At 43.9% G+C, this 20311-nt stretch carries 22 protein-coding genes; 12 read left to right on the top strand and 10 right to left on the bottom strand.

Annotated elements, in window-relative coordinates; genetic code table 11:
- The first annotated feature begins 338 nt into the window (after positions 1–338).
- Positions 339–956: a TIGR04282 family arsenosugar biosynthesis glycosyltransferase gene (locus PY364_RS26380; protein WP_275570683.1), complete on the top strand. Its 618-nt coding sequence runs from the start codon at positions 339–341 to the stop codon at positions 954–956.
- 67 nt (positions 957–1023) lie between these two features.
- On the opposite strand, the gene PY364_RS26375 is transcribed toward PY364_RS26380, so the two are convergent.
- The gene (locus tag PY364_RS26375) at positions 1024–1173 is read right to left on the bottom strand and encodes a hypothetical protein (protein ID WP_275570682.1); all 150 of its coding nucleotides are present in this window, start codon (positions 1171–1173) and stop codon (positions 1024–1026) included.
- 143 nt (positions 1174–1316) lie between these two features.
- On the opposite strand from PY364_RS26375, the gene PY364_RS26370 reads away from it, so the two are divergent.
- Complete coding sequence (locus PY364_RS26370; RefSeq protein WP_275570681.1) at positions 1317–2420, top strand: helix-turn-helix domain-containing protein; 1104 nt, start codon at positions 1317–1319, stop codon at positions 2418–2420.
- Between the two features lie 134 nt (positions 2421–2554).
- Here PY364_RS26370 and PY364_RS26365 read toward each other — a convergent pair whose 3' ends face one another.
- The gene (locus tag PY364_RS26365) at positions 2555–3043 is read right to left on the bottom strand and encodes a DUF29 domain-containing protein (RefSeq protein ID WP_275570680.1); all 489 of its coding nucleotides are present in this window, start codon (positions 3041–3043) and stop codon (positions 2555–2557) included.
- Between the two features lie 138 nt (positions 3044–3181).
- Between PY364_RS26365 and PY364_RS26360 the strand changes: the two genes are divergently transcribed.
- The 7 genes from PY364_RS26360 to PY364_RS26330 all read left to right on the top strand — a co-directional run bounded on the left by PY364_RS26360 (position 3182) and on the right by PY364_RS26330 (position 10179).
- Complete coding sequence (locus PY364_RS26360) at positions 3182–5647, top strand: AAA family ATPase (protein WP_275570679.1); 2466 nt, start codon at positions 3182–3184, stop codon at positions 5645–5647.
- Between the two features lie 157 nt (positions 5648–5804).
- Positions 5805–6545 carry a TIGR04283 family arsenosugar biosynthesis glycosyltransferase gene (locus tag PY364_RS26355; protein ID WP_275570678.1) on the top strand — a complete coding sequence of 247 codons (741 nt, stop codon included), beginning with the start codon at positions 5805–5807 and terminating at the stop codon, positions 6543–6545.
- 106 nt (positions 6546–6651) lie between these two features.
- A complete protein-coding gene (locus PY364_RS26350) occupies positions 6652–7155 on the top strand; it encodes a photosystem I reaction center protein subunit XI (RefSeq protein ID WP_275570677.1) in 504 nt (167 codons plus the stop codon).
- A 221-nt stretch (positions 7156–7376) separates the two neighbouring features.
- On the top strand, positions 7377–7493 hold the full coding sequence (locus PY364_RS26345; RefSeq protein ID WP_275570676.1) for a photosystem I reaction center subunit VIII: 117 nt from the start codon (positions 7377–7379) through the stop codon (positions 7491–7493).
- 349 nt (positions 7494–7842) lie between these two features.
- Positions 7843–8400 (top strand): hypothetical protein, encoded by a 558-nt coding sequence (locus PY364_RS26340; RefSeq protein ID WP_275570675.1) that lies wholly within the window; start codon positions 7843–7845, stop codon positions 8398–8400.
- 171 nt (positions 8401–8571) lie between these two features.
- Positions 8572–9459 (top strand): hypothetical protein, encoded by an 888-nt coding sequence (locus tag PY364_RS26335; RefSeq protein WP_275570674.1) that lies wholly within the window; start codon positions 8572–8574, stop codon positions 9457–9459.
- A gap of 126 nt (positions 9460–9585) precedes the next feature.
- Positions 9586–10179, top strand: a complete 594-nt coding sequence (locus PY364_RS26330) for a DUF2996 domain-containing protein (protein WP_275570673.1) — start codon at positions 9586–9588, stop codon at positions 10177–10179.
- Here the strand turns inward: PY364_RS26330 and PY364_RS26325 are convergent.
- Both PY364_RS26325 and PY364_RS26320 read right to left on the bottom strand, forming a co-directional pair.
- Entirely contained in the window at positions 10109–11047 is a 939-nt protein-coding gene (locus PY364_RS26325) for an alpha/beta fold hydrolase (RefSeq protein WP_275570672.1), read from the bottom strand. The two genes, PY364_RS26330 and PY364_RS26325, sit on opposite strands and share 71 nt — an antisense overlap.
- Positions 11048–11134: 87 nt before the next feature.
- Positions 11135–11860: a lysophospholipid acyltransferase family protein gene (locus PY364_RS26320; protein WP_275570671.1), complete on the bottom strand. Its 726-nt coding sequence runs from the start codon at positions 11858–11860 to the stop codon at positions 11135–11137.
- A 409-nt stretch (positions 11861–12269) separates the two neighbouring features.
- On the opposite strand from PY364_RS26320, the gene metG reads away from it, so the two are divergent.
- From metG to lptC, 3 genes are all read left to right on the top strand, one after another.
- Positions 12270–13877, top strand: a complete 1608-nt coding sequence (gene metG, locus PY364_RS26315) for a methionine--tRNA ligase (RefSeq protein ID WP_275570670.1) — start codon at positions 12270–12272, stop codon at positions 13875–13877.
- 93 nt (positions 13878–13970) lie between these two features.
- The gene (locus PY364_RS26310; RefSeq protein WP_275570669.1) at positions 13971–14576 is read left to right on the top strand and encodes an NYN domain-containing protein; all 606 of its coding nucleotides are present in this window, start codon (positions 13971–13973) and stop codon (positions 14574–14576) included.
- A 91-nt stretch (positions 14577–14667) separates the two neighbouring features.
- Entirely contained in the window at positions 14668–15843 is a 1176-nt protein-coding gene (lptC, locus tag PY364_RS26305) for an LPS export ABC transporter periplasmic protein LptC (protein ID WP_275570668.1), read from the top strand.
- A 63-nt stretch (positions 15844–15906) separates the two neighbouring features.
- Here the strand turns inward: lptC and PY364_RS26300 are convergent, their stop codons facing one another.
- From PY364_RS26300 to PY364_RS26275, 6 genes are all read right to left on the bottom strand, one after another.
- Entirely contained in the window at positions 15907–16248 is a 342-nt protein-coding gene (locus PY364_RS26300; protein ID WP_275570667.1) for a DUF5615 family PIN-like protein, read from the bottom strand.
- Positions 16249–16251: 3 nt separating this feature from the next.
- Entirely contained in the window at positions 16252–16572 is a 321-nt protein-coding gene (locus tag PY364_RS26295) for a DUF433 domain-containing protein (protein WP_275570666.1), read from the bottom strand.
- A gap of 152 nt (positions 16573–16724) precedes the next feature.
- Positions 16725–17228, bottom strand: coding sequence for a hypothetical protein (locus PY364_RS26290; protein ID WP_275570665.1), 504 nt, complete (start codon positions 17226–17228; stop codon positions 16725–16727).
- Positions 17229–17353: 125 nt separating this feature from the next.
- Positions 17354–18037: a CAAD domain-containing protein gene (locus PY364_RS26285; RefSeq protein ID WP_275570664.1), complete on the bottom strand. Its 684-nt coding sequence runs from the start codon at positions 18035–18037 to the stop codon at positions 17354–17356.
- A 20-nt stretch (positions 18038–18057) separates the two neighbouring features.
- Positions 18058–19500 carry a glutamate--tRNA ligase gene (gene gltX, locus PY364_RS26280; RefSeq protein ID WP_275570663.1) on the bottom strand — a complete coding sequence of 481 codons (1443 nt, stop codon included), beginning with the start codon at positions 19498–19500 and terminating at the stop codon, positions 18058–18060.
- 369 nt (positions 19501–19869) lie between these two features.
- Positions 19870–20241: a sulfite exporter TauE/SafE family protein gene (locus tag PY364_RS26275; protein ID WP_275570662.1), complete on the bottom strand. Its 372-nt coding sequence runs from the start codon at positions 20239–20241 to the stop codon at positions 19870–19872.
- Positions 20242–20311: the final 70 nt, after the last annotated feature.

Here is a 20311-nt window from a genome sequence, read left to right as displayed (position 1 = left end):
ATTTCAAAACGGGTTTACCTTTGACTAGCCATTACACCATTACACTTAACGATGGTTCAGACACATCTTTGCTTTCGCTACGCATGGACTCTTGCTCGACAGTTACCGGGTTTGGCTCCTAGTAGTTGTGCCTTTTACCCCCGCTTTAGCTATCATGGTTGCTACCCAATAAACTAGGGGATATGCTTTCACCTCTGCACTTGAGGGGTGGGACTTACCGCACGGCGATTCACCCACAAATGTAATCAGTTATCACCAGTTTCATCAACTGGGTTTACCGTCCCGCAAGCTTTTCAGCTTACTTTAGGTAAAACGAATCGCACTATATCTTTGTGTTTATGTCAAAAAAAGTGAAAGAAAAGTTAATCATTTTCACCCGTTATCCAGAACCGGGAAAAACAAAAACCCGACTCATACCGATGTTAGGAATAGAAGGCGCGGCGAAGCTTCACAGACAACTAACAGAAGGGACAATATGGCAAGCTAAACAACTTTTAATTCATGAATTTTGTATTGAAGTTTACTTTACGGGTGGGACAAAAAAGCTGATGTTAGAATGGCTAGGAAATGAGATTATTTACGAAAATCAAGTAACTGGTAATTTAGGTGAAAAAATGGCAGCCGCGTTTCAGATATCTTTTAATTCTGGTATGGAAAAAGTTGTGCTTATTGGTACGGATTGCCCCAATTTGAACGCTGATTTAATGGCAAAAGCTTTTGAAGAACTCGATGGTCACGATTTGGTATTTGGCCCTGCTTTAGATGGCGGTTATTATCTGATTGGTTTACGGAGGTTTGTACCGGAAATTTTCAGGGGAATCAATTGGGGAACGGCTGAGGTTTTGGGCCAGAGTGTCGCGATCGCACAGAATCTCAATTTAGCCATTGCTTATCTTCCGCCATTGGCTGATATTGATCGACCAGAGGATCTTGCAATCTTGGATTTGAAATATTAAGGTATTAAGAATTGAGTCGCACCCTCGACTAATTGCCGAGGGGCGATCGCACTTCATTAACCTACAATTATTCTCTGTCATCATCGCACTTTTCAATCAGACCTAATATAATCGCAATGGCAGTAGCAATTGCTAAAGATGGACACCATTGGTAAATTGCCAGAATACCAGCAGTGATTTCTAAAGCTTTTTCGAGATGGTTAAAGTTATTATTCATTGAAGTACCTTTAATTGGGACACTTCCATCAAAACGTGAGGCTGACGGACATCTGGCTTTAAAAATATCTCAATCTGTCTGACTTTTGACTGAAGGGTGACTGAGTTGTGTAGCTGAGATATTAGGCAGAATTTCGGTATAATATGAGCAATATTCGCGGATTTTTTATGGCGCGATCGCTCAAAGTTGCCCCAGAGTACATCGAAAAAGTAAAACAGGCTGTCCAACGCAATAGCTTTCCTAGCCAACAGGCGCTAGCCACCGAATTAGGAATAGCCAGAGACACCGTTAGCAAGTTCTTCAACGGCAAACCTATTGATTATCTTAATTTTGTCGAAATTAGCGAAAAACTTGGCTTAGATTGGCAGAAAATCGCTTTAAAAGAAGAAATCAAACCTCTGCCACCCTCGCCTTTTCTCACTGGTTCCTGCATCACCCAACCGCGCTACTTTTTCGGCCGACAGCGAGAACTAAAACGCATATTCGACTTACTAAAACGCCATCCTCTGCAAAACGCGGCCATTATCGGTAAACAGCGTAGTGGGAAAACTTCTCTGCTGCATTACTTGAAAAGCATCACGACTACGCCAGCAACACAGTTACGAGTCAATCAAAAATCTGACTGGTTGACACATCCAGATAATTATTGCTGGATATTCGTAGACTTGCAAAATGCGAGAATGCAGAGTCGGGAGGGATTTTTAGGCTATATATTAAAATGTCTGGAAATGCCGATACCTAATCCTTGTAACTTAGATAAATTCATGGATGCGGTTAGTGGTAAATTGCAAAAACCTACGGTTATCTTACTTGATGAAATTGGCGTAGGATTGCAACGGTGTCCAGAATTAGATGATACTTTTTGGGAGAGTTTGCGTTCTTTGGCAACTAACTATACTCAAGGTAATCTAGCCTTTGTCTTGGCCACCCCTGAATCACCGATAGATTTAGCGCGTCACACCGGACATACTTCGCCATTTTTTAATATTTTCGGTTATAGTGCGACGTTGGGAGCCTTGACAGAGTTAGAGGCGCGGGAATTGATAGCTAGTTCGCCGATAGCTTTTGCTGAGGATGATATAGAGTGGATTTTAAGTCAAAGTGAATGCTGGCCGATTTTGTTGCAAATCCTTTGTCGAGAAAGATTATTTACTTTGGAAGATGGGGAAATTGGCGATAATTGGCGGGAAGAAGGATTACAACAGATACAGCCTTTTATAGATTTATTGGAAAAACCGGGTGGTTGAAACCGCATCTACACAGACAAAACCCGCCTGCGCGGGTTAAATCTCGTTTTTTTAGTCCGCGTAGGCGGACTTGGTTTGTGTAGCCGCGATTTCCAATCGCCGGGTTATTTGCAATGATTATACTCAACACCCAATTAATCCATTAAATCTGATTCAGTTGGTTCGCCTGGAAAAAAATCTTTTTCTAATATCTGCTCTAAATTGTAACAGCATTCTTGAGGAAAACAACTTTTATCTAAGGAAGTTTCTTGAATAGCTAAATCCAGCGCATCGCTGTAAATTTCCACCATAGCCTCGTCCAAGTAAGGTTTTAAACTAGGGCTTTCTTTGATCAGTTTTTTAACTTGATAACGTTGTTCGTAAATAGTATTTGACCAACTCCTAGAACGCTTACCAGATTGATATTCCCATTTCAGCAGATGCCCGATTAAAACTCTTAAGCGATTACTCAACTCCCTGCGGTCTTGCCTCCCCAAAGATTCAATCTCCTCAACTAAATTCGGAACATCTAAACTATCCCACGCACCATCTCGCAAAAGTTTACCTTGCTTGACAGTCCAAGCATAGAAATCGGTTTCGTACAAATCAGCAGATTTAGAGACATTTAATTGAGTTTGGGTCATAGCTCTAGCTTTCTTTCGCCGATTCTTTGATTTTACCCTAAAATGATTATTATGGTAAGTAATCGAACATAAATAAATCAAGGTGAATTTTATATTTTCAATCCCATAAGCTACCCAAAAGACAAAAAAACAACCAAAATGACATCGCCAAACGTGCCCCGCAACGCCTACACCGATGCACCCGAACAGCACCCCAACCTGATTATCGGTAGCCTGCAATTACTTTGGTGGCTGATAATTCATCCCTCAGCTTTCCGTAACCATTTAACCCGCATTGACCCCGACTTAAAGTTTGACTCTTCTCTACTGATTTTGATTAGAAAACAGCGCTGGCGGAACCTGGCTTTGTGGCGGCTGCTAATTCAAGGATATTTTATATTGCCTGTTTTAGCTAACTTACTATTTAGTTTGGTGCTATTAAATCAAGGTCAATCATTTGATACTATCATCGCTAAGATGATACTAGCCATAGTGTCATCTATACTAATGAAAGTATTTTTGTCGGTTTTATTTAAAGTAACATATAAATGGCTGGATGATGGGCTAGATGATGAGTTATTTATTCTTTTTTATAAAGTATTTTCTAATATAGCATTTGATTTGATATTTATAACCATATTTAGTTTAGGTCTAAATGTAAACAATACAATAATATTTTCCGAAAAATCTTATATTTCGTATTTTACTGCTATTATTGTTTCATTTTCTGTATCTTATAGCGTGTTATTCAATTTATCGCTTAAGAATACTAACGTCAATACTATAGATACAAAAAATTTGCTAAATAATAAATTAACTCGTTTATTTTTAAGAATCCTAAGATTCTTTATTTATCCGTTTGTACTATTTTTTGTAGTATTGTCATTAATTTCTGTATCAATCATTGTTTTATTACGACCTCTCATACTTTATCCATTTGTAATTTTATGGAATATTCAACTTTATCGTCTTGACAAAAAATCTCTGGGTAATAATCCTTCTTGGCTACGCTATAACTCTGCTTTTTGGGATGAATGGCAAAACTTAAAACTGTACGAATTGGATAAACATCTCCTTTTTGTTATCGAACATAGCCCACATGAAGGAAAAGCCGCACTTAACTACCTCACTACCAGTCGTCAACGTTGGGCTACACAAGTTGTACAAATAGAACTAGATGCCAGGGAATTAGAAAGTTATACAGACGTAACAGCTATCAGTAAAGCTCACAGCAGTCTAGCAGTTGGCGAACTAAATAGCCCCGTCAGAACCCTACTCAGTAGCTTCAGTCATATCAGCCAAGACGTAGATGCAGCCATCAACCAAGGAAGTGCTTATAACCAACGTTTAGCCCTCAGTATGGTAGCAGAAAGATTAAACGGTTTAATTCGAGAATTAACCCGCAGCAGCGATAAATATTCCGTACGTTTTCGCCCCATTGCTACCCAATGGTGTGAAATAGTCACCAACCATATACAAGAATTAGTTAAAACCGTCGAACTTCGCCAAGAAATTGATAACCCCTATATCATCGGCGTACCTCTCAACGAACAACAAGAAATCTTCGCCGGCCGCACAGACATCGGTGCTCGCATCGAACAATTAATATTAGACCGTCGCCGCCCACCTTTGCTACTCTACGGTCAACGACGCATGGGTAAAACCTCTCTCCTCAATAACCTGGGACGCTTGCTACCTAATAGCATTATCCCTATGTTTGTAGACTTGCAAGGGCCAGTTTCTTCAGCGAGTGACTATGCTGGTTTTCTCTACAATATCGCCAGAGCGATGATAGAATCAGCCCAGCGTCAAAGTGGTTTTACTCTCCCACCTCTTACCCGCGAAACTTTAGCCGCTGACCCTTTCACCTACTTTGATGAATGGCTGGATCGAGTAGAACAAACCCTAGACCAAAATATTGCCTTACTTTCCTTCGATGAGTTCGAGGCGCTAGATGCTGCTATCAGCAAAGGACGCTTTGACGAACAAGATGTTTTAGGAATGTTGCGTCATCTCATCCAACATCGTCCCCGCTTCAAATTGTTATTAGCTGGTAGCCATACTATCGAGGAGTTTCAGCGTTGGGCCAGTTATTTAATCAATGTCCAAGTATTACATATCAGTTATCTGAAGGAACATGAAGCGCGTCAGTTAATTGAGCAACCTGTGAAAGATTTTAAGCTACGTTACGAACCGGATGCTGTTGAGCGAGTGCTGCAACTTACGCGCTGTCACCCATTTCTGATACAATTGCTTTGTGCTGAAATTATTTATCTGAAAAATGAGCAAGACCCCTCGGTGCGTCGCTTGGCAAATTTAGCCGATGTGGAAGCAGCAATACCTAAAGCTTTAGATAGTGGTAGTTTCTTTTTTGCCGATCTTCAAAATAATCAAATAGATGCTGCTGGTTTAGCTGTCTTGCGTTTCATCGCCGCCCAGGGGGAAGGTATTACAGTTAGCCGAGAGGTTTTATCGCGTCAGTTTGTTGATGATTTGGCTGATAATTCAGATAATATTATTGAATCGTTATTGCGACGGGAATTAATTGAGGAAGTGGGTGAAGGATATCGCTTTCAAGTTGAGGCAGTTCGCCGCTGGTTTATCAAGGGTTTGAAGTGCGGATAGAAACCCAAAATAGCAAAAATACCTGGCGATTGAAATCGCGGCTACACAAACAAAGTCCGCCTACGCGGACTAATGAGGTTGATAGAGGTTTCTCATGGTCAAAAATACCAATTAACAATTAACAAGTAACAACTAACAATTAATAGTTAGATTGCAAATGCCAGATTCACCACCTGTAAAAATTTCCATCATTATCCCAGTATTAAATGAAGCCAAAGCGATCGCGCAAACCATCAACCAAGCCCAAAATGCCACCGCCGTAGAAATCATCGTCGTAGACGGCGGGAGCACAGATGGCACAATCCAAGCAGCCAACCACGTACAAGTCCTCACGGCCCCACCAGGCCGCGCTACTCAAATGAACGCCGGTGCAGCCGCCGCCAGTGGCGACATCCTCCTCTTTCTCCACGCCGATACTCTTTTACCCCCTGAGTTCGATACTTGGGTGCGACAAATCCTAGCCCAACCTGGAATGATTGCCGGGGCCTTCCAACTCAAAATTGATGGGTCAAGTCCCAGCCTGCGGATAGTCGAAAAAATGGTAAATCTGCGATCGCGCTACTGCCAAATGCCCTACGGCGACCAAGCAATATTCCTCAAAACTACTACCTTTCAACAACTTGGCGGCTTTCCCAACCAACCCATCATGGAAGACTTTGAACTCATGCGGCGGTTACAGCGGATGGGTAGAATTGCGATACCGAAACTCCGCGCCGTAGGCATCGCGCCCCTCCCCGTCGTCACCTCCGCCCGTCGCTGGCAAAAACTCGGCATCCTCAAAACCACCCTCATTAACCAAATCGTCATTATTGCCTATTTCCTTGGGGTGTCGCCAAACCGCATTGCTTCCTGGTATCGTCAAAACCACAAAAATACTTCAATTCATCACCAAAAGTGAACTTTTCTAAAGCTGGGAGGCAATTCTGTAATTACGCAACCCGTCCCTGCTTAAAATATGACCTTAAGTTCTTATACAGATTTTCAATCAGTGAGGAAACATAAGCATGGCCGATCCCAGAGACGCAGAACTCATTAAACCCTTTAACGGCGATCCATTCGTGGGTCATCTCGCCACCCCTATCAGTGCTTCCGATTTCACCAAAACTTTCATCGGCAACTTACCCGCCTACCGCAAAAACCTCTCCCCCATCGTTCGGGGTCTAGAGATTGGCTTGGCACACGGTTACTTCCTCGTCGGCCCGGAGATCGTCTTCGGCCCTCTGCGGGATTATCCCGAAGCTGCTAACTTGGGCGGATTAATCACAGCCTTAGTCATAGTTCTACTAGGTACTGCTGGTATGTCTGCCTACGGCTTAGTCTCTTTCAAACAGGACAGCAGCTTGACGAGCGCTAATGCCCAGACTCCCGAAGCTCTGAAAACTGGTGAAGGCTGGAGCCAACTAACCGCTGGTTTTTTCCTCGGCGGTGCAGGCGGCGCTTTCGTGGCCTACTTCCTGCTAGAAAATTTCAAGGGGGTCGATGCTATCTTCCGGGGTTTGGTCAACTAAACCCTTTACCTCAAAGGATGGGGTTGGGGCAGGGATTATCACTCTCCAATCCCGACTTTTGTTAAGAATTTTGAGCAGTGAGAGTTTTTACTCTTTTTGTGGCTCGATCCCAAAAAGTTTATCTTCCACAATCCTCCCTTCTATAAACCGGGGAGTTTGAATCACTTGCAAGTAGTATCTCTGTTCCCAGACTGTAATACTTTAGATTTGGAGAATTAAACATGACAGGTTCCTACGCAGCTTCTTTCTTGCCTTGGATCTTGATTCCAACAATTACCTGGCTCTTTCCATTGGTAGTTATGGGTTTGCTGTTTATCCACATAGAAAGCGAGGCTTAATCCTCGTCAGCGTCTCAGGGTTAAACTGAGCTCAGATTTAACTCATCTTTTGAAAAAAATCCTCTGCTACAAGCGGGGGATTTTTTACGGCAATGTGAAGGCAGGTGGCAGGTGGCAGGTGGCAGGTGGCAATTGATCGTGTTCTAACCGCCAAGGCGGTTGCTATACAACTTGCGATCGCCAACCAAGAAAACTGAAAATAATTGCGTAATAGAACTTTACTATAGTGAAGCTGCATATCAAGCTCCCTCTCTGAGCTGGGAATCCCCTAGAAATCGGTGATAGAGGACAGATCGGCAAGTATTAAGTCACAATTGTTACCATAAACTCAATTCTTGAGGAGACAGCGATGAAATTCCCCCTTATGCGTAGAATCCTAGCTCCATTTCTGATCGCGATGATGCTGCTCGTGACGGCGTGCGGAGATAAGACCCCCACCCGCTGGGACAAAGCTCAGCAAGAAAGTACCCAAAAACCTTCTCAAACAAAGCAGACAAACGCCCAACAACCTAATCAAACCAGTAACGCTCAAAAACTTCCTAGCAAAGCCGTAGCAGGGGGCAAATTAAATCAATTCTTCCCCCCTAACGGCGGTGGCTTTACTCGCACTTTCTCTCAGGAAAAAACGGGATTTGCTGAAGCTAAGTTGAAAAAAGGTGGCAAAGATGTGGCAATGCTGTCTATTAATGACATTGCTGGCAATCCCAGTGCGGCAACTAAATTTGAGCAAAGTACCCAGAAAATTGGCGGCTATCCCTCAGTTCAACAAGGATCTACGACTACCGCTGTCCTAGTAGCCAACCGCTACCAGGTGAAAGTTCAGTCCCGCGATCCTTCCTTTAGTGCTAGCGATCGCGAAGATTGGCTAGGAAAATTCAATCTCAGTGGCCTTGCTCAGGTCAAATAAGGTTGCCCCACTTTGTAGAACTGCAATGGCAGTCTCTACATTTGATGTTGGGAAATAATTTAGGAATCCTTGGGAATTTCTTGGTAACTTCTATATCCTTTGAACCCAACCGTTCTTCAGCTTACTCACCCACTATCCGTTTCAATTCCGCTCAAAAATAAGGAATCTGTTATGAGCAAAACCATCTTTGAATTAGTCGATCAACTCCCAAAAGACAACATGACTGTGAAAGCGCTGCGAGCGCTTGACTTTGTGGTTCCTGGTCAATGGGATAATTTAGTTGGCTTTGAAAACACAATCCGCACTGTCACCGGCGAAACAGACGAAGAGTTAATTCAGCAAATAGGCGAGCGCGCTATTTACCTTTACAATGACAAATCCCAAGGATACCAACGCGCTCTATGGCTCTACCAAAAAATCGACAGTGCAGGGAGTGCGCTGGGTGCAGCAGCCTTAGCAAATAAAGTTTCCCAAAATGTTCCTTTCTTGGGATTACTTGGCAACATCACTCCTAAACCTGAAAAAGCCCAAACCATTGACCTATCCCTGAAATTAGTCACTGAACTCTTGGCTTTTTGTCAAATTAATGGCATCCCTGGCGACAGTATTGGTGATTTTGCCGGAGCTCTGGGTGACTACGGCGGCGAGTCTTTGATGCGGATGGCTGCTTTAGTTTGCTTTGACGGTTTGATTCCCCTGGGCCCAGACTTTATCATGGCAACTCAGTCTTGGCTCGAAAAGCTCTCACCCAAGGATTTAGAAGAAAATCCAGGCTTTAAACAGATGAGCGGTATGATTCCAGGGGAGTCTCCCGCAGGCCAGTTGGGTTTCATTGGCGAAAGCTTCTCCTCGGTTTCTGGTTGGATGAGCAATTTTGTCGAAGATCGCGGTTTAACTCCCCAAAATGTACTCGGCCACTTACAGAATTTTGTAGAAATTTCTGCGGACAAGGTGGACTATGTGGGTGCTTTCCTTGATATGACTACCAACTACTACGAACACACGGGCATCCAAACTCTGGCTCGCCGCTTGATTGAACGCGCCGTCGCTGAGATTTAAAATAGCCTCAGTAGTTTTAAATTGTAGAGGTGCGAGCGATCGCGCCTCTGCAAGAGTTTTTACTCAAAACTGCTTTAACTCAAATTCCAGACTTCAATACTCGCAACTCTTGGATAGGTAGAATCAATGGCAGAAGAAGTAAAAAATCCTACCGCTGAGGAAGCGGAGACTCCTGAAATTGCTCAAGAACTCGCTCCAAGCTCTGACCAACCAGAGACAAGCGATATTCCCAGTACGGACAAGCCTCAGCCAGAGGCGAAAAAGCCAGCCTCTAAACCTGCGGCCTCTAAACCTGCGGCTGATAAAGCCGCCCCAGCTAAGGCTCCCAAAAAAGAAAAGGCCCCTGCTCTGGAAGATAAGCCTTTTGCGGATTTTATTCAGCAAGATTACTTACCCGCTTTACAAACCGCTTTGGATAAACAGGGAGTTAAGGATTTAGACCTGACTTTTGCTAAGCAAAAATTCGCGATCGCAGGCTTGAATGCAGCAGAAGAATGTTGGCAAATTATTGGCAAGTTCCAAGGAGGTCAAAGGCAATTCAATCTCTATTTTCCGAACGCAGATATTCAAGCCCAAAGAGCTTTTTCCTGTGCGGAAAACGGCACTAAAACCAGTACCCTAGAACCTTTCTTAATTGACGAACGCAAGATTACTCTCGATTTGATGGTGTTTGGCGTTGTCCAGCGGCTAAACGCTCAAAAGTGGCTGAAAAGGAATTAGGGAGCGGGGGAGGTGGGGAAATGGGCAGGGCTGTTTCATTCGACCTAGGGGCGGTGCCCCCGTGCCCGCCCAGAGGTCTGAAACTCCCCATCCCCACTCCCGAATCTTGGATAATTTCGTAAAGGTCAACGTCTGTTTCTAGCAAGCAGGCGTGTCCGCTGGCTGGAAGCACAATCATTTCTGCCTTTGGTATTCGCTTGACTAAAAGCTTCGCTTCTGATAAAGATGGTAAAAGTCTATCGGCTCCGCTAGCAATCACCAGCGTTGGTTGTTTAATAGTGCGTAACTGGTCTTCCCCTACATCAAACGATCGCACTAAAGCTAGTCGCCAAATAGATGTTCTCTGGGGTACTGCTTGCATCGCTTCTAGCAAGGCTTGGCGATCGCTCCTCCCAATCTTTCCTAAAGATGCTAAAACTGGTAGCAGCCCTACTACTGATAAAGGATAAATGTTTGCGGGCAACCACTGGGTCAGGTACGAGCCCCACTCCATCCAAGGCTGTTGTCTAAAAGAAGACGCGGGATTAATTAAAATTAGGCGATCGAAAAGGTGGGGAGCTTCTAATATTACTTTCATCGCCAAGCACCCCCCAAAGGACTCGCCACACAGGTAAACAGACCGATGATTTCCCGCTGCCTTTTCTGCTTCAATTAGGGCTATGGTCTCGCTTACAAGTACATCCCAACTCGCCATATCATCGGTGGGGATCGCTAAGCAACGGATGTCAAAGCCTTGTGCTAATTTGGGAATTTGCGATCGCAACAATTGACCGCTACCATCCATACCGGGCAAAAATACAAATAACGGATACTCGATCCTAGGCAGTTTCGGCGTAATAAGACGAATTTGGTTCTTCGTGTCTGACATGATTAAACTCAAATGAAGGAGCAGGGGATCAGGGGAGCAGGGGAGAATTTTTCTCCAATTAGCAATTAGCAGTTAACAGTTAACAATTTACAAACAACCTTTACTTAATAATTGTGTTATTTCTCCTTGACAGTGTTCTGTTAGTTCGGTAACAACTTTTTTCGCCTCTTTTCCCTGGTATCGTTGTTTTACAGAAGGGGTGATCCAGTAAGGGCGACCGATTAAAATGTTAGTTCGCTGGTAAATTATCAATGGATGCCAGCCTGACTGACTGAACAGGGGTTCTGAAGGATCGAAGAGACTCAAAAGCCTCAGCGGTACTGTGGAGCGAATGGACTGCTCTTGGTAAGATGCGATCGCTACTGGCAAAACTGCCAAACCCTGCACTGGTGCCCGCATTGCTAAGTGAGCAAATCCCCGCTGAAACTTGCCTACTGTATTTGCCGGCGTGAATTTTACCATAGGCTCCGCTCCCTCTGGGAACACCCCCACCATCTCTCTAGCTTGCAGCAGAGCCGTCGCTTGCTCAAAAAAATGCTGCTGGCGATGGGTTGGCTCCTCCAAAGGGAAAGCCCCAAATGTTGTCACTACCTCCCGCATCACTGGGACTTGACCCATGTAGTGATGGCAAGCAAAGCGAATTGGACGACCGATCGCGGCCGTTAGTAACACTGGGTCAAGGAAACTGCGGTGGTTGCTTACCACCAATACTGAACCGGATCGGGGTATGCGGTCTTCGTGGTAGAGAAAGCTTTGGGTTCCCAACGCAGCCAATAACCAGCGCGAAATTTGCAACGTGCTATCTGAAAACATGGGTAAAAGGCAAGTTCTGATGCTATAAGGATTTATCCGATCCCCATGCAGGTTAACATTACTTTACCAACTCTTGTCTCAGTCATAAAGTAGAAATCTAGGGGAAGAAGAGGGGCTAGGGGCGCTTAGGCTAGGGGCTAGGGGAAGAAGAGGGACTATGCTCCGATGCTCCGATGCTCAGGGAAGAAGAGGAAGAAGGGAAGGGAGAATCTTAAAATTTGTTTTAGAATTAGCCAAAAAGATTGAACAAACATTAAAGTTGAAATTAGAGATATTTATCTTTTTGTGAAAAACAGGGTTTGGCTATTTCTTCTAAATTTCAACTAACCTGGTACAAAAAACAACTAGAGTATAATGGAAATACTGATTTACGATCCAAACGAGATTTAGGAAACTTCTTTAGCATTCAATGAAATCGACTGATATAACTAGAGACACCTTTGCTTTAACAACACCTCTTTACTATGTAAATGATTTACCTCACGTTGGCAGCGCTTATACAACGATGGCAGCGGATGCAGCAGCTAGGTTTGAGCGACTGCGGGGCAAATCTGTTTTGCTGATTACGGGAACAGACGAACATGGTCAGAAGATTCAGCGCACGGCTGAGAGTTTGGGGCGATCGCCTCAAGCTCACTGCGACCTAATTGCCGCTGGCTTCGAGTCTCTGTGGGAACAGCTAAATATCCAATACGACCGTTTTAGCCGCACTACAGCACCCCGCCACCAGTTCATAGTTAAAGAATTTTTCCAGCGTGTTTGGGAAGCCGGCGACATCTATTTGAGCCAGCAACAGGGATGGTATTGCGTCTCCTGCGAAGAGTTCAAAGAAGAACGCGACCTACTTCCTGGTAAAAAGTGTCCTATCCATACCAGCAAAGAAGTCGAGTGGCGTGATGAGGAAAACTACTTCTTCCGCCTCTCCCGCTATCAAAACCAACTCCAAGACCTTTACGAACAGCGGCCTGACTTCATCCAACCCAAAAGCCGACGCAATGAAGTGCTGAAATTTGTTAGCACTGGACTGCAAGACTTTTCAATTTCTAGGATAAATCTTGACTGGGGTTTACCCGTTCCTGCTAACGATCGCCATACTATATATGTTTGGTTTGATGCTCTCTTGGGGTATATTACGGCTCTGCTCGATCCTGATAGCGAACCTACCTTAGAGAATGCTCTATCAAAATGGTGGCCGATCGATCTGCACCTAATTGGCAAAGATATTCTGCGCTTTCATGCAGTTTACTGGCCAGCGATGCTGATGTCTGCAAATTTACCAATGCCAGGTCGTATATTCGGACACGGATTTTTGACCAAAGATGGTAAAAAAATGGGAAAAACTGATGGTAACATCATCGATCCCGTTGCATTAGTCAATCAGTATGGCTCAGATGCAGTCCGCTATTACTTCCTAAAAGAAATTGAATTTGGACAGGATGGTGATTTTAATGAATCTCGGTTTATCGATACTTTGAATGCAGACTTGGCAAATAACTTGGGTAATTTGGTTAACCGCACGTTAAGCATGGCTCACAAATATTGCAGCGGCCTGGTTCCTAATGTTAAAAGCGAAGACATTCCGGCAGATAACCCGCTTAAAGCAATGGGTTTAACTTTAGGCGATCGCGTCGCTCAAGCTTACGAAAGTCTAGCTTTTAGCCAAGCTTGCGAAACTGTACTCGCTTTAGTGCGAACTGGTAACAAGTTGATTGACGATCGCGCACCTTGGACTTTATATAAGCAGGGACAATTAGATGCCGTTGAAGAAGTCCTGTATTCTGGTTTGGAATCTGTTAGACTAGCAGCTTACCTTTTATCACCGATTATTCCCAATATCAGCAGTGATATCTATCAGCAGCTAGGTTTTTCAACTGACTTTAACGACCAGGTTGTGATTAATAATTCAGCAACCTTTGCGACCCAAGCGATCTGGGGTGCTTTGCCAGCAAATCAAGCTTTAAGGCAACCTCAGCCAGTTTTTAAGCGCATTGAAGTCTTACAATCAGTTCTTTCATAGTTGGCCATCATAGGTGTGAGTAGCGTCATCACCATTACCATTACCAATCACTTTCTTACCTAAACTTTCATAAAAAATTGAGGAATAGTAATCATGTTGAGTAAACTAGACAATCACGACTTTTTCACTCCTGAACAGGTTCTAGAAAATAGAGGTCGAGTAGCAATTTTTATTGATGGCTCTAATCTGTTTTATGCAGCGTTACAGTTAGGAATTGAAATTGATTACACTAAGCTCTTGTGCCGATTAACTGCTGGTTCGCGGCTGTTACGTTCTTTTTTCTACACAGGTGTAGACCGCACAAATGAGAAACAGCAAGGGTTTTTACTGTGGATGCGCCGCAATGGATATCGCGTGATTTCTAAGGATTTGGTGCAACTTCCAGACGGCTCTAAAAAAGCTAATTTGGATGTAGAAATTGCTGTGGACATGATGGCTTTGGTGGGTTCTTACGATACAGCAGTTTTAGTCAGCGGTGACGGGGATCTAGCTTATGCGGTCGATGCTGTCAGCTATCGCGGAGTCAGAGTTGAGGTGGTAAGTTTGCGATCGATGACGAGTGACAGTTTGATTAATGTAGCAGATCGCTATATTGATTTGGAATCAATTAAGGAAGATATCCAAAAAACTAATCGCCCCAATTATGCTTATCGTCCCCTGTCTGGCATTAGCTTGATGGACGATCATGAAGATAGATAATAATTGTTAGTGGTTAGTGGTTAGTAGTTAGTGGAAAAGACAACTAACAACTAAAAATTAACAACTAACCACTAGCAACTAGCAATTAACAATGACTCATCCAAAATCTAAAATCCTAAATTTCAAATTCTCAAGAGCACTACCAGTAGCTTTAGTTACTTTGCTTTTGGGAATAGCTGCTTGTGGAACCCAAAAAGAGGAAACTCAGAAAAACAAATTAGCAGAAGATATTAGTGTAGCTGAAAAGTTAAATAGCACTTTAACTTTGAGTGATGGGACACTAGAACAGGCTAATGAAAAGGGACAACTGCTATGGACGGTAAAATCCCAGGAGGTAACATACAGCAAAGACAAAAAAATAGTTAACGTTAAGAATCCCAAGGGGAAACTCTTTCAAGATGGAAAAGAGGTTTATCAAATCCAAGCTGAGACGGGTGAGGTACATCAAGATAGTAATCAAGTTAGACTTAAGGGAAAGATTGTAGCGACCGATCCCACCAATGGCATAATCCTGCGCGGGAATGAGTTGGAGTGGCGACCGAAGGAAGATTTGCTAATTGTTCGTAACAATTTAACTGGAGATCATAAACAGGTAATAGCTTCAGCTAAGGAGGCGCGAGTTTTCAGTCGGGCCAAGCGGATGGAGTTATTTGGGTCTGTGGTGGCTAATGTTAAAGATCCTGTTTTACAGTTACGAACTGAACATTTAATTTGGCTGCTAGATCGGCAAAAAATGATCGCCGATCGCCCAGTGCAAATCGATCGCTACAAGGATAAAATAATTACAGATCGAGCTTATGCTGACCAAGCTGATGTTGATTTAAAACTCAAAATTGCTAACTTGACGAAAAATGCTCAATTAATGCCCTCAGACCCGCCGCTGCAAATATCTAGTAATATTATGAGTTGGAATTTTCCGGCTGAACTGGTGGTTTCGCCGGGGCCTGTGACTGTTATTCAACTAAAAGAAAAAGTGACGATGAGGGGGAATCAAGGTCGGGGAGATTTGGAAAAAGATGTCTTTTATTTGACGGGAAATGTTGTTGGAATTGGGGAGAAACGTAATGCTCAATTAAATACAGATAATTTTATTTGGTATTTGAAAACTCAGACCTTTGATGCTATAGGAAATGTGGTTTATCGCCAATTAGATCCTGAGTTTAATTTAACTGGGCCAAAAGCTGCGGGACAACTTAAAGATGAAACTGTGGTTGTAAAAGGTGATGCAAGCGGTGGCCAGGTAGTTACTGAGATTATGACTAAGTAGGAAATTGGTGGGATAGGTAGTAATGCTATGCCAATGCGATTCCTCTTTAAATTCGTGTCATTTTTACCGTTGAGGGCGATAAACTCGAATTAGCTGACCATTTAGTGTTTCAAAAGAAGAGATAGCCTCATTTATTCTTGTAGCTAGGTTTTCCCAGTTTTGGTCTCTTGTGCAGACAATAATGCCGGCATGATCGGGCTGTAATCTGTGGAGTGCTATAAAATCATCCCGGTTGAGCGTTAAAATGATACGGTTGTCATCGATCGCAAAGGCTAATACGTCTTCATCTGGAATTCCTTGGTTAGCATTTCCAGCCTCCTGAACAGTCAAGACATCGTGACCAAAATTGCGAAGAAATCGAACAACCGGAAAAGGGAATTGTTCATCTGTATAAAAACGCGCCATTTGTTATGCTTCCTCATTTCGTTTAATAGCGGCTTCTATTTCCTCTGGGTACTTTTCAGCATAAGCCCAGGCATTTTCCAGTTCATCCTGACTTAAATTCGGGTAGCCTTCTAAGATATGAGCATCGCTAGTACCGTCGCAGCGATAACCAGCTAGCAGCCAAACGGGAATCCGAGTTCCGGCGATTCTAGCGTCGCCGCCACACACGCCGGGAGTTTTTTCAATTCCTGGCCATGCTAAACTTTGGGCTAATATCTGTATGGCTTCGGTTTTTTCAGCAGGGGTCAAAGCCTGAAGTTTGGGTTTTAATTCTTTGAGTGACATGATGTTATAGCTAGGGAAGAGGGAAGAGGGGCTAGGGGCTAGGGGCTAGGGAAGAGGGAATAAGGAAGAATGTTTATACAGCAAGCTTTTTAGTCATATCTATTTTAATATTTATTTAGATGGAATTACTTACGTTCCATCTAATAGCATGGCTACTGTAGATTTTTCTGAGAAATTCTGATGATGTAAGGAGAATATTTATGTCTTTCATAAGAACCAACCCAAATATCATAATTACCAGAAAGCCATTGACCGACAATACCTGGGTTTTTGCCTTCGTAGTCATCATTGCACCAAGTGCCGCCTGGCCCGCGTATTATTAATGTGGTATCTTCGGTACTTTTAACTTGAATGCTCAGGTACTCAAAAAAAGTCCTTAAAACTAACTTATGGTCGGGTTTTTCATCGATGAAACCAATGCAAGGCCCTGTGACAGTTTCTTCACGGCCTGCTGTTTCTTTAGCTACTACAAACCCGCCGCTAAGACCTCTAATTGTCATCGGATCTGGGGCAAAATCAGGGTTGAGAGTGACATCTTCAAATATAGGTGTTGAGTTCTTTTCTTGAGCGATCGCTAAGACATTGTTCAGCAGAATAAACACAGCTATTGCTAGTGCTAAAACTAATGCTCCTTTGCGTCGTTTGCGATTGGTCATGGGCGGGATGTAGCGAAGTGCATCAGTAATTAGTTATTTGTTAAAAGTTAACTGTTAACCGTTAGCAGTTATTTGTTAACAGTTAACCGTTAACAGTTAACCGTTAACAGTTAACCGTTAACTATTTAGGATTTTCTCCCTAAAACTTGTTCTTTGAGAATTTGGAGGTTTTGATATAATTCTTGGCGGTTGGATGACCTCACTAAATAGCGGTAGATAAACCAGCTTGAGTATGCAATTCCAATTATCTCAAAAGTTGGCTCTAGGAATGGGATCTCGTTTAGTTCGTCCAGTACGCCCAGCAATATTTTGAAGGCGATAATTGACGCTAATACCAAACCGAGGATAGTAAGCTGGCTTTTGTATTGTTGATAAAAGCCCCAGAGGTAATCTGGTAGATCGGCCAAAATTGAGAAAATTTGTTCTTTAATCTGCTGCGACTGGCTTGTTGATTTGTCGGTGGCAGTATCTTCGACGATGATAACAGTTTCAGGTGGATTTGAGGTTGACATTTTTGCTACTATAACAGGTTGTTCAGGTTGATTTGGGGTAGTTATTTCAGCACTGGCAATCGTTTCAAACGGATTTGCCGCAGGTGTTTGGAGGTAATTTACTGCTGGCGGTTCTGAGCTAGCAGTTTCGGCTGCAACTTCTGCTGGTTGTTCTGAAGTAGGAGTTTCGGCTGCAACTTCTGCTGGTTGTTCTGAAGTAGGAGTTTCAGCAACTACTTCTACTGCTGGTTGTTCTGAAGTAGGAGTTTCGGCAACTACTTCTGTTTCCGGTTTTTCTGGGTTAGGAATTTCAGCCACGACACCAGCCTCTTGAAAATTTAACTTTTAATGCCCTCTTGCAAGCGGGTTATATCCATTCCCCGTTGGTGAAGGATTACCCACGATTCTATCAGGTCGGGGCCGTGCATTGCCCCTGTCAAAGCTGCCCGGAGAGTTCGCATGATTAGCCCTTTTTTGAGGTTTTTCTCTTTGCTCACCTTTTTGGCGATTTCTTGAGCCTCGGCTGATGTTAACTGTGGACAGCTTGATAATGCTTCTAAAATCGCTTGCAATGCGTCTGCTGCGCCTGGTTGCTGCAATTGAGCAGTGGCTTCTTCTTCGCACTCCAAGGTTGGGGTAAAGAACAATTTGCTCATATCGACGGCATCTTTGAGACGGACGAGACTAGGGCCAACCAGGGAGGCGATTTGTTCGAGCCAAGGGCGATCGCTCGCTGGATCGAAGTCATAACCCGCTGTCTGCCAATAGGGTATCAACAAATCTGTCAATTGCGGCACTGCCATTTTGTGTAGATATTGACTGTTGAGCCAATTAAGTTTGTCCCAGTCAAATTTCGCCCCTGCTTTGTTGACGCGATCGAAGCTAAAATGTTGAGCTGCTTCTGAGAGTGTAAAGATTTCTTGGGTGGAATCGGGAGGTGTCCAACCTAACAGCGTCATGTAATTGACTAATGCTTCGGGGATGTAACCCATGTCTTTAAAGTCGGAAATAGAGGTTACGCCGTCGCGTTTAGAAAGCTTTTGTCCTTCTTTATTTAAAATTAGGGGCGTGTGGGCAAATTCGGGGAGTGCGGTTCCCAAGGCTTCATAGAGCAAAATTTGTTTGGGAGTATTACCGATGTGATCTTCCCCTCGGATGACGTGGGTAATATTCATATCGATGTCATCGACGACAACAGCAAGGTTGTAAAGAGGTTGGCCGATTTCGCTACCGCTGGAAGCTCTAGCGATTACCATGTCGCCGCCGAGGTCGCTACCTTTCCAGGTGACTGTTCCGCGTACCATGTCATGCCAGGATATAGTGCGATCGTCGTCGATGATAAAGCGGACTACGGGTTGTCTACCTTCGGCTTCAAAGGCGGTTTGCTGTTCAGGGGTTAAGTGGCGGTGGCGATTGTCGTAACGGGGGGCTTGTTTTTTAGCTTTCTGTTCTTCCCGCATTTGGTCGAGTTCTGCGGCGCTGGTGTAGCAGCGGTAGGCGAGTCCTTTGTCTAAGAGGGTTTGGACTGCTTGACGGTATAAGTCTAGACGTTGGGATTGAAAACTGGGGCCTTCATCCCAGGTAAGGCCGAGCCAGGTGAGGCCTGTTTGGATGTTATCGGTGTATTCTGGGCGCGATCGCTCTAAGTCTGTGTCTTCTATCCGCAGGATGAATTTACCGCCAGTGTTGCGGGCGTATAGCCAGTTAAATACGGCGGTTCTGGCGGTACCGATGTGTAGATTGCCGGTGGGAGAGGGGGCGATGCGAACTCTGACTGTCATTTTTTGATTTGGGATTAGTTTGGGGGCGTTTAGCTGGTTGGAGGGCGTGGCGCTTGTGGAACTATAGATTTTAATATATAGCAACTGCCAAGACCATAGTATCCGTAACGCCGCCATCCTGGCGGTCAAAAGTTAGGGGCTAGGGGCGCTTAGGCTAGGGGAAGCGTGAAAGAGGGGAAAGAGGGGAAAGAAGGGAATAGAATCAGCGAGTTTGGTGGAAATCAGAATGTCTTAACTGCCAAGAAGGTTGCTATAAAGAAACCGCCAGGATGGCGGCGTTACGTAAAATCACAGTATTGCCAGCCCACAATAGGCAAAGGAACCACCAAATTACGCAAAACGCGACCAGCATTAATGTAGGGTCAAGTTTTACTTAAAGAACAAGTATTTGCACCCAATAGCTAAGAGAAATATGCCGTAAAGCTTCTTCATCATTTCACTACTGATGTAAGGTTGATTTGCAAACAGTGCACCGAAAAGATTGCCGATAACTAAGCCAATAGCAATCAAGACGGCGTGTTTAATATTCAAGTTGCCATTGCGATAGTAAACTATAGCTGCTAAGATGCCAATGGGGAAAATTTGGGCAGCAATGGAAGTGCCTGTTGCAAATTTCTGATCCATGCCCATTAATAATACCATTGCTGGCACCATAATTGCGCCGCCGCCGATGCCGAACATACCACCAGCAACGCCAGCGGCTAAGCCGATTAATAAGAGTTGAATGATTGTAGATGACATGATGATTTGTTAGCGGTTAAGTAGTAGTGCAAATATCCGTAACGCCGCCCTCTGGGCGGTGCAATAACCG

Source organism: Kamptonema sp. UHCC 0994, from assembly GCF_029167235.1.
Classification (GTDB): domain Bacteria; phylum Cyanobacteriota; class Cyanobacteriia; order Cyanobacteriales; family Microcoleaceae; genus Kamptonema.
Note: the sequence above shows the minus strand (reverse complement) of the source record. Positions and strands in the feature narration are given on the sequence as shown.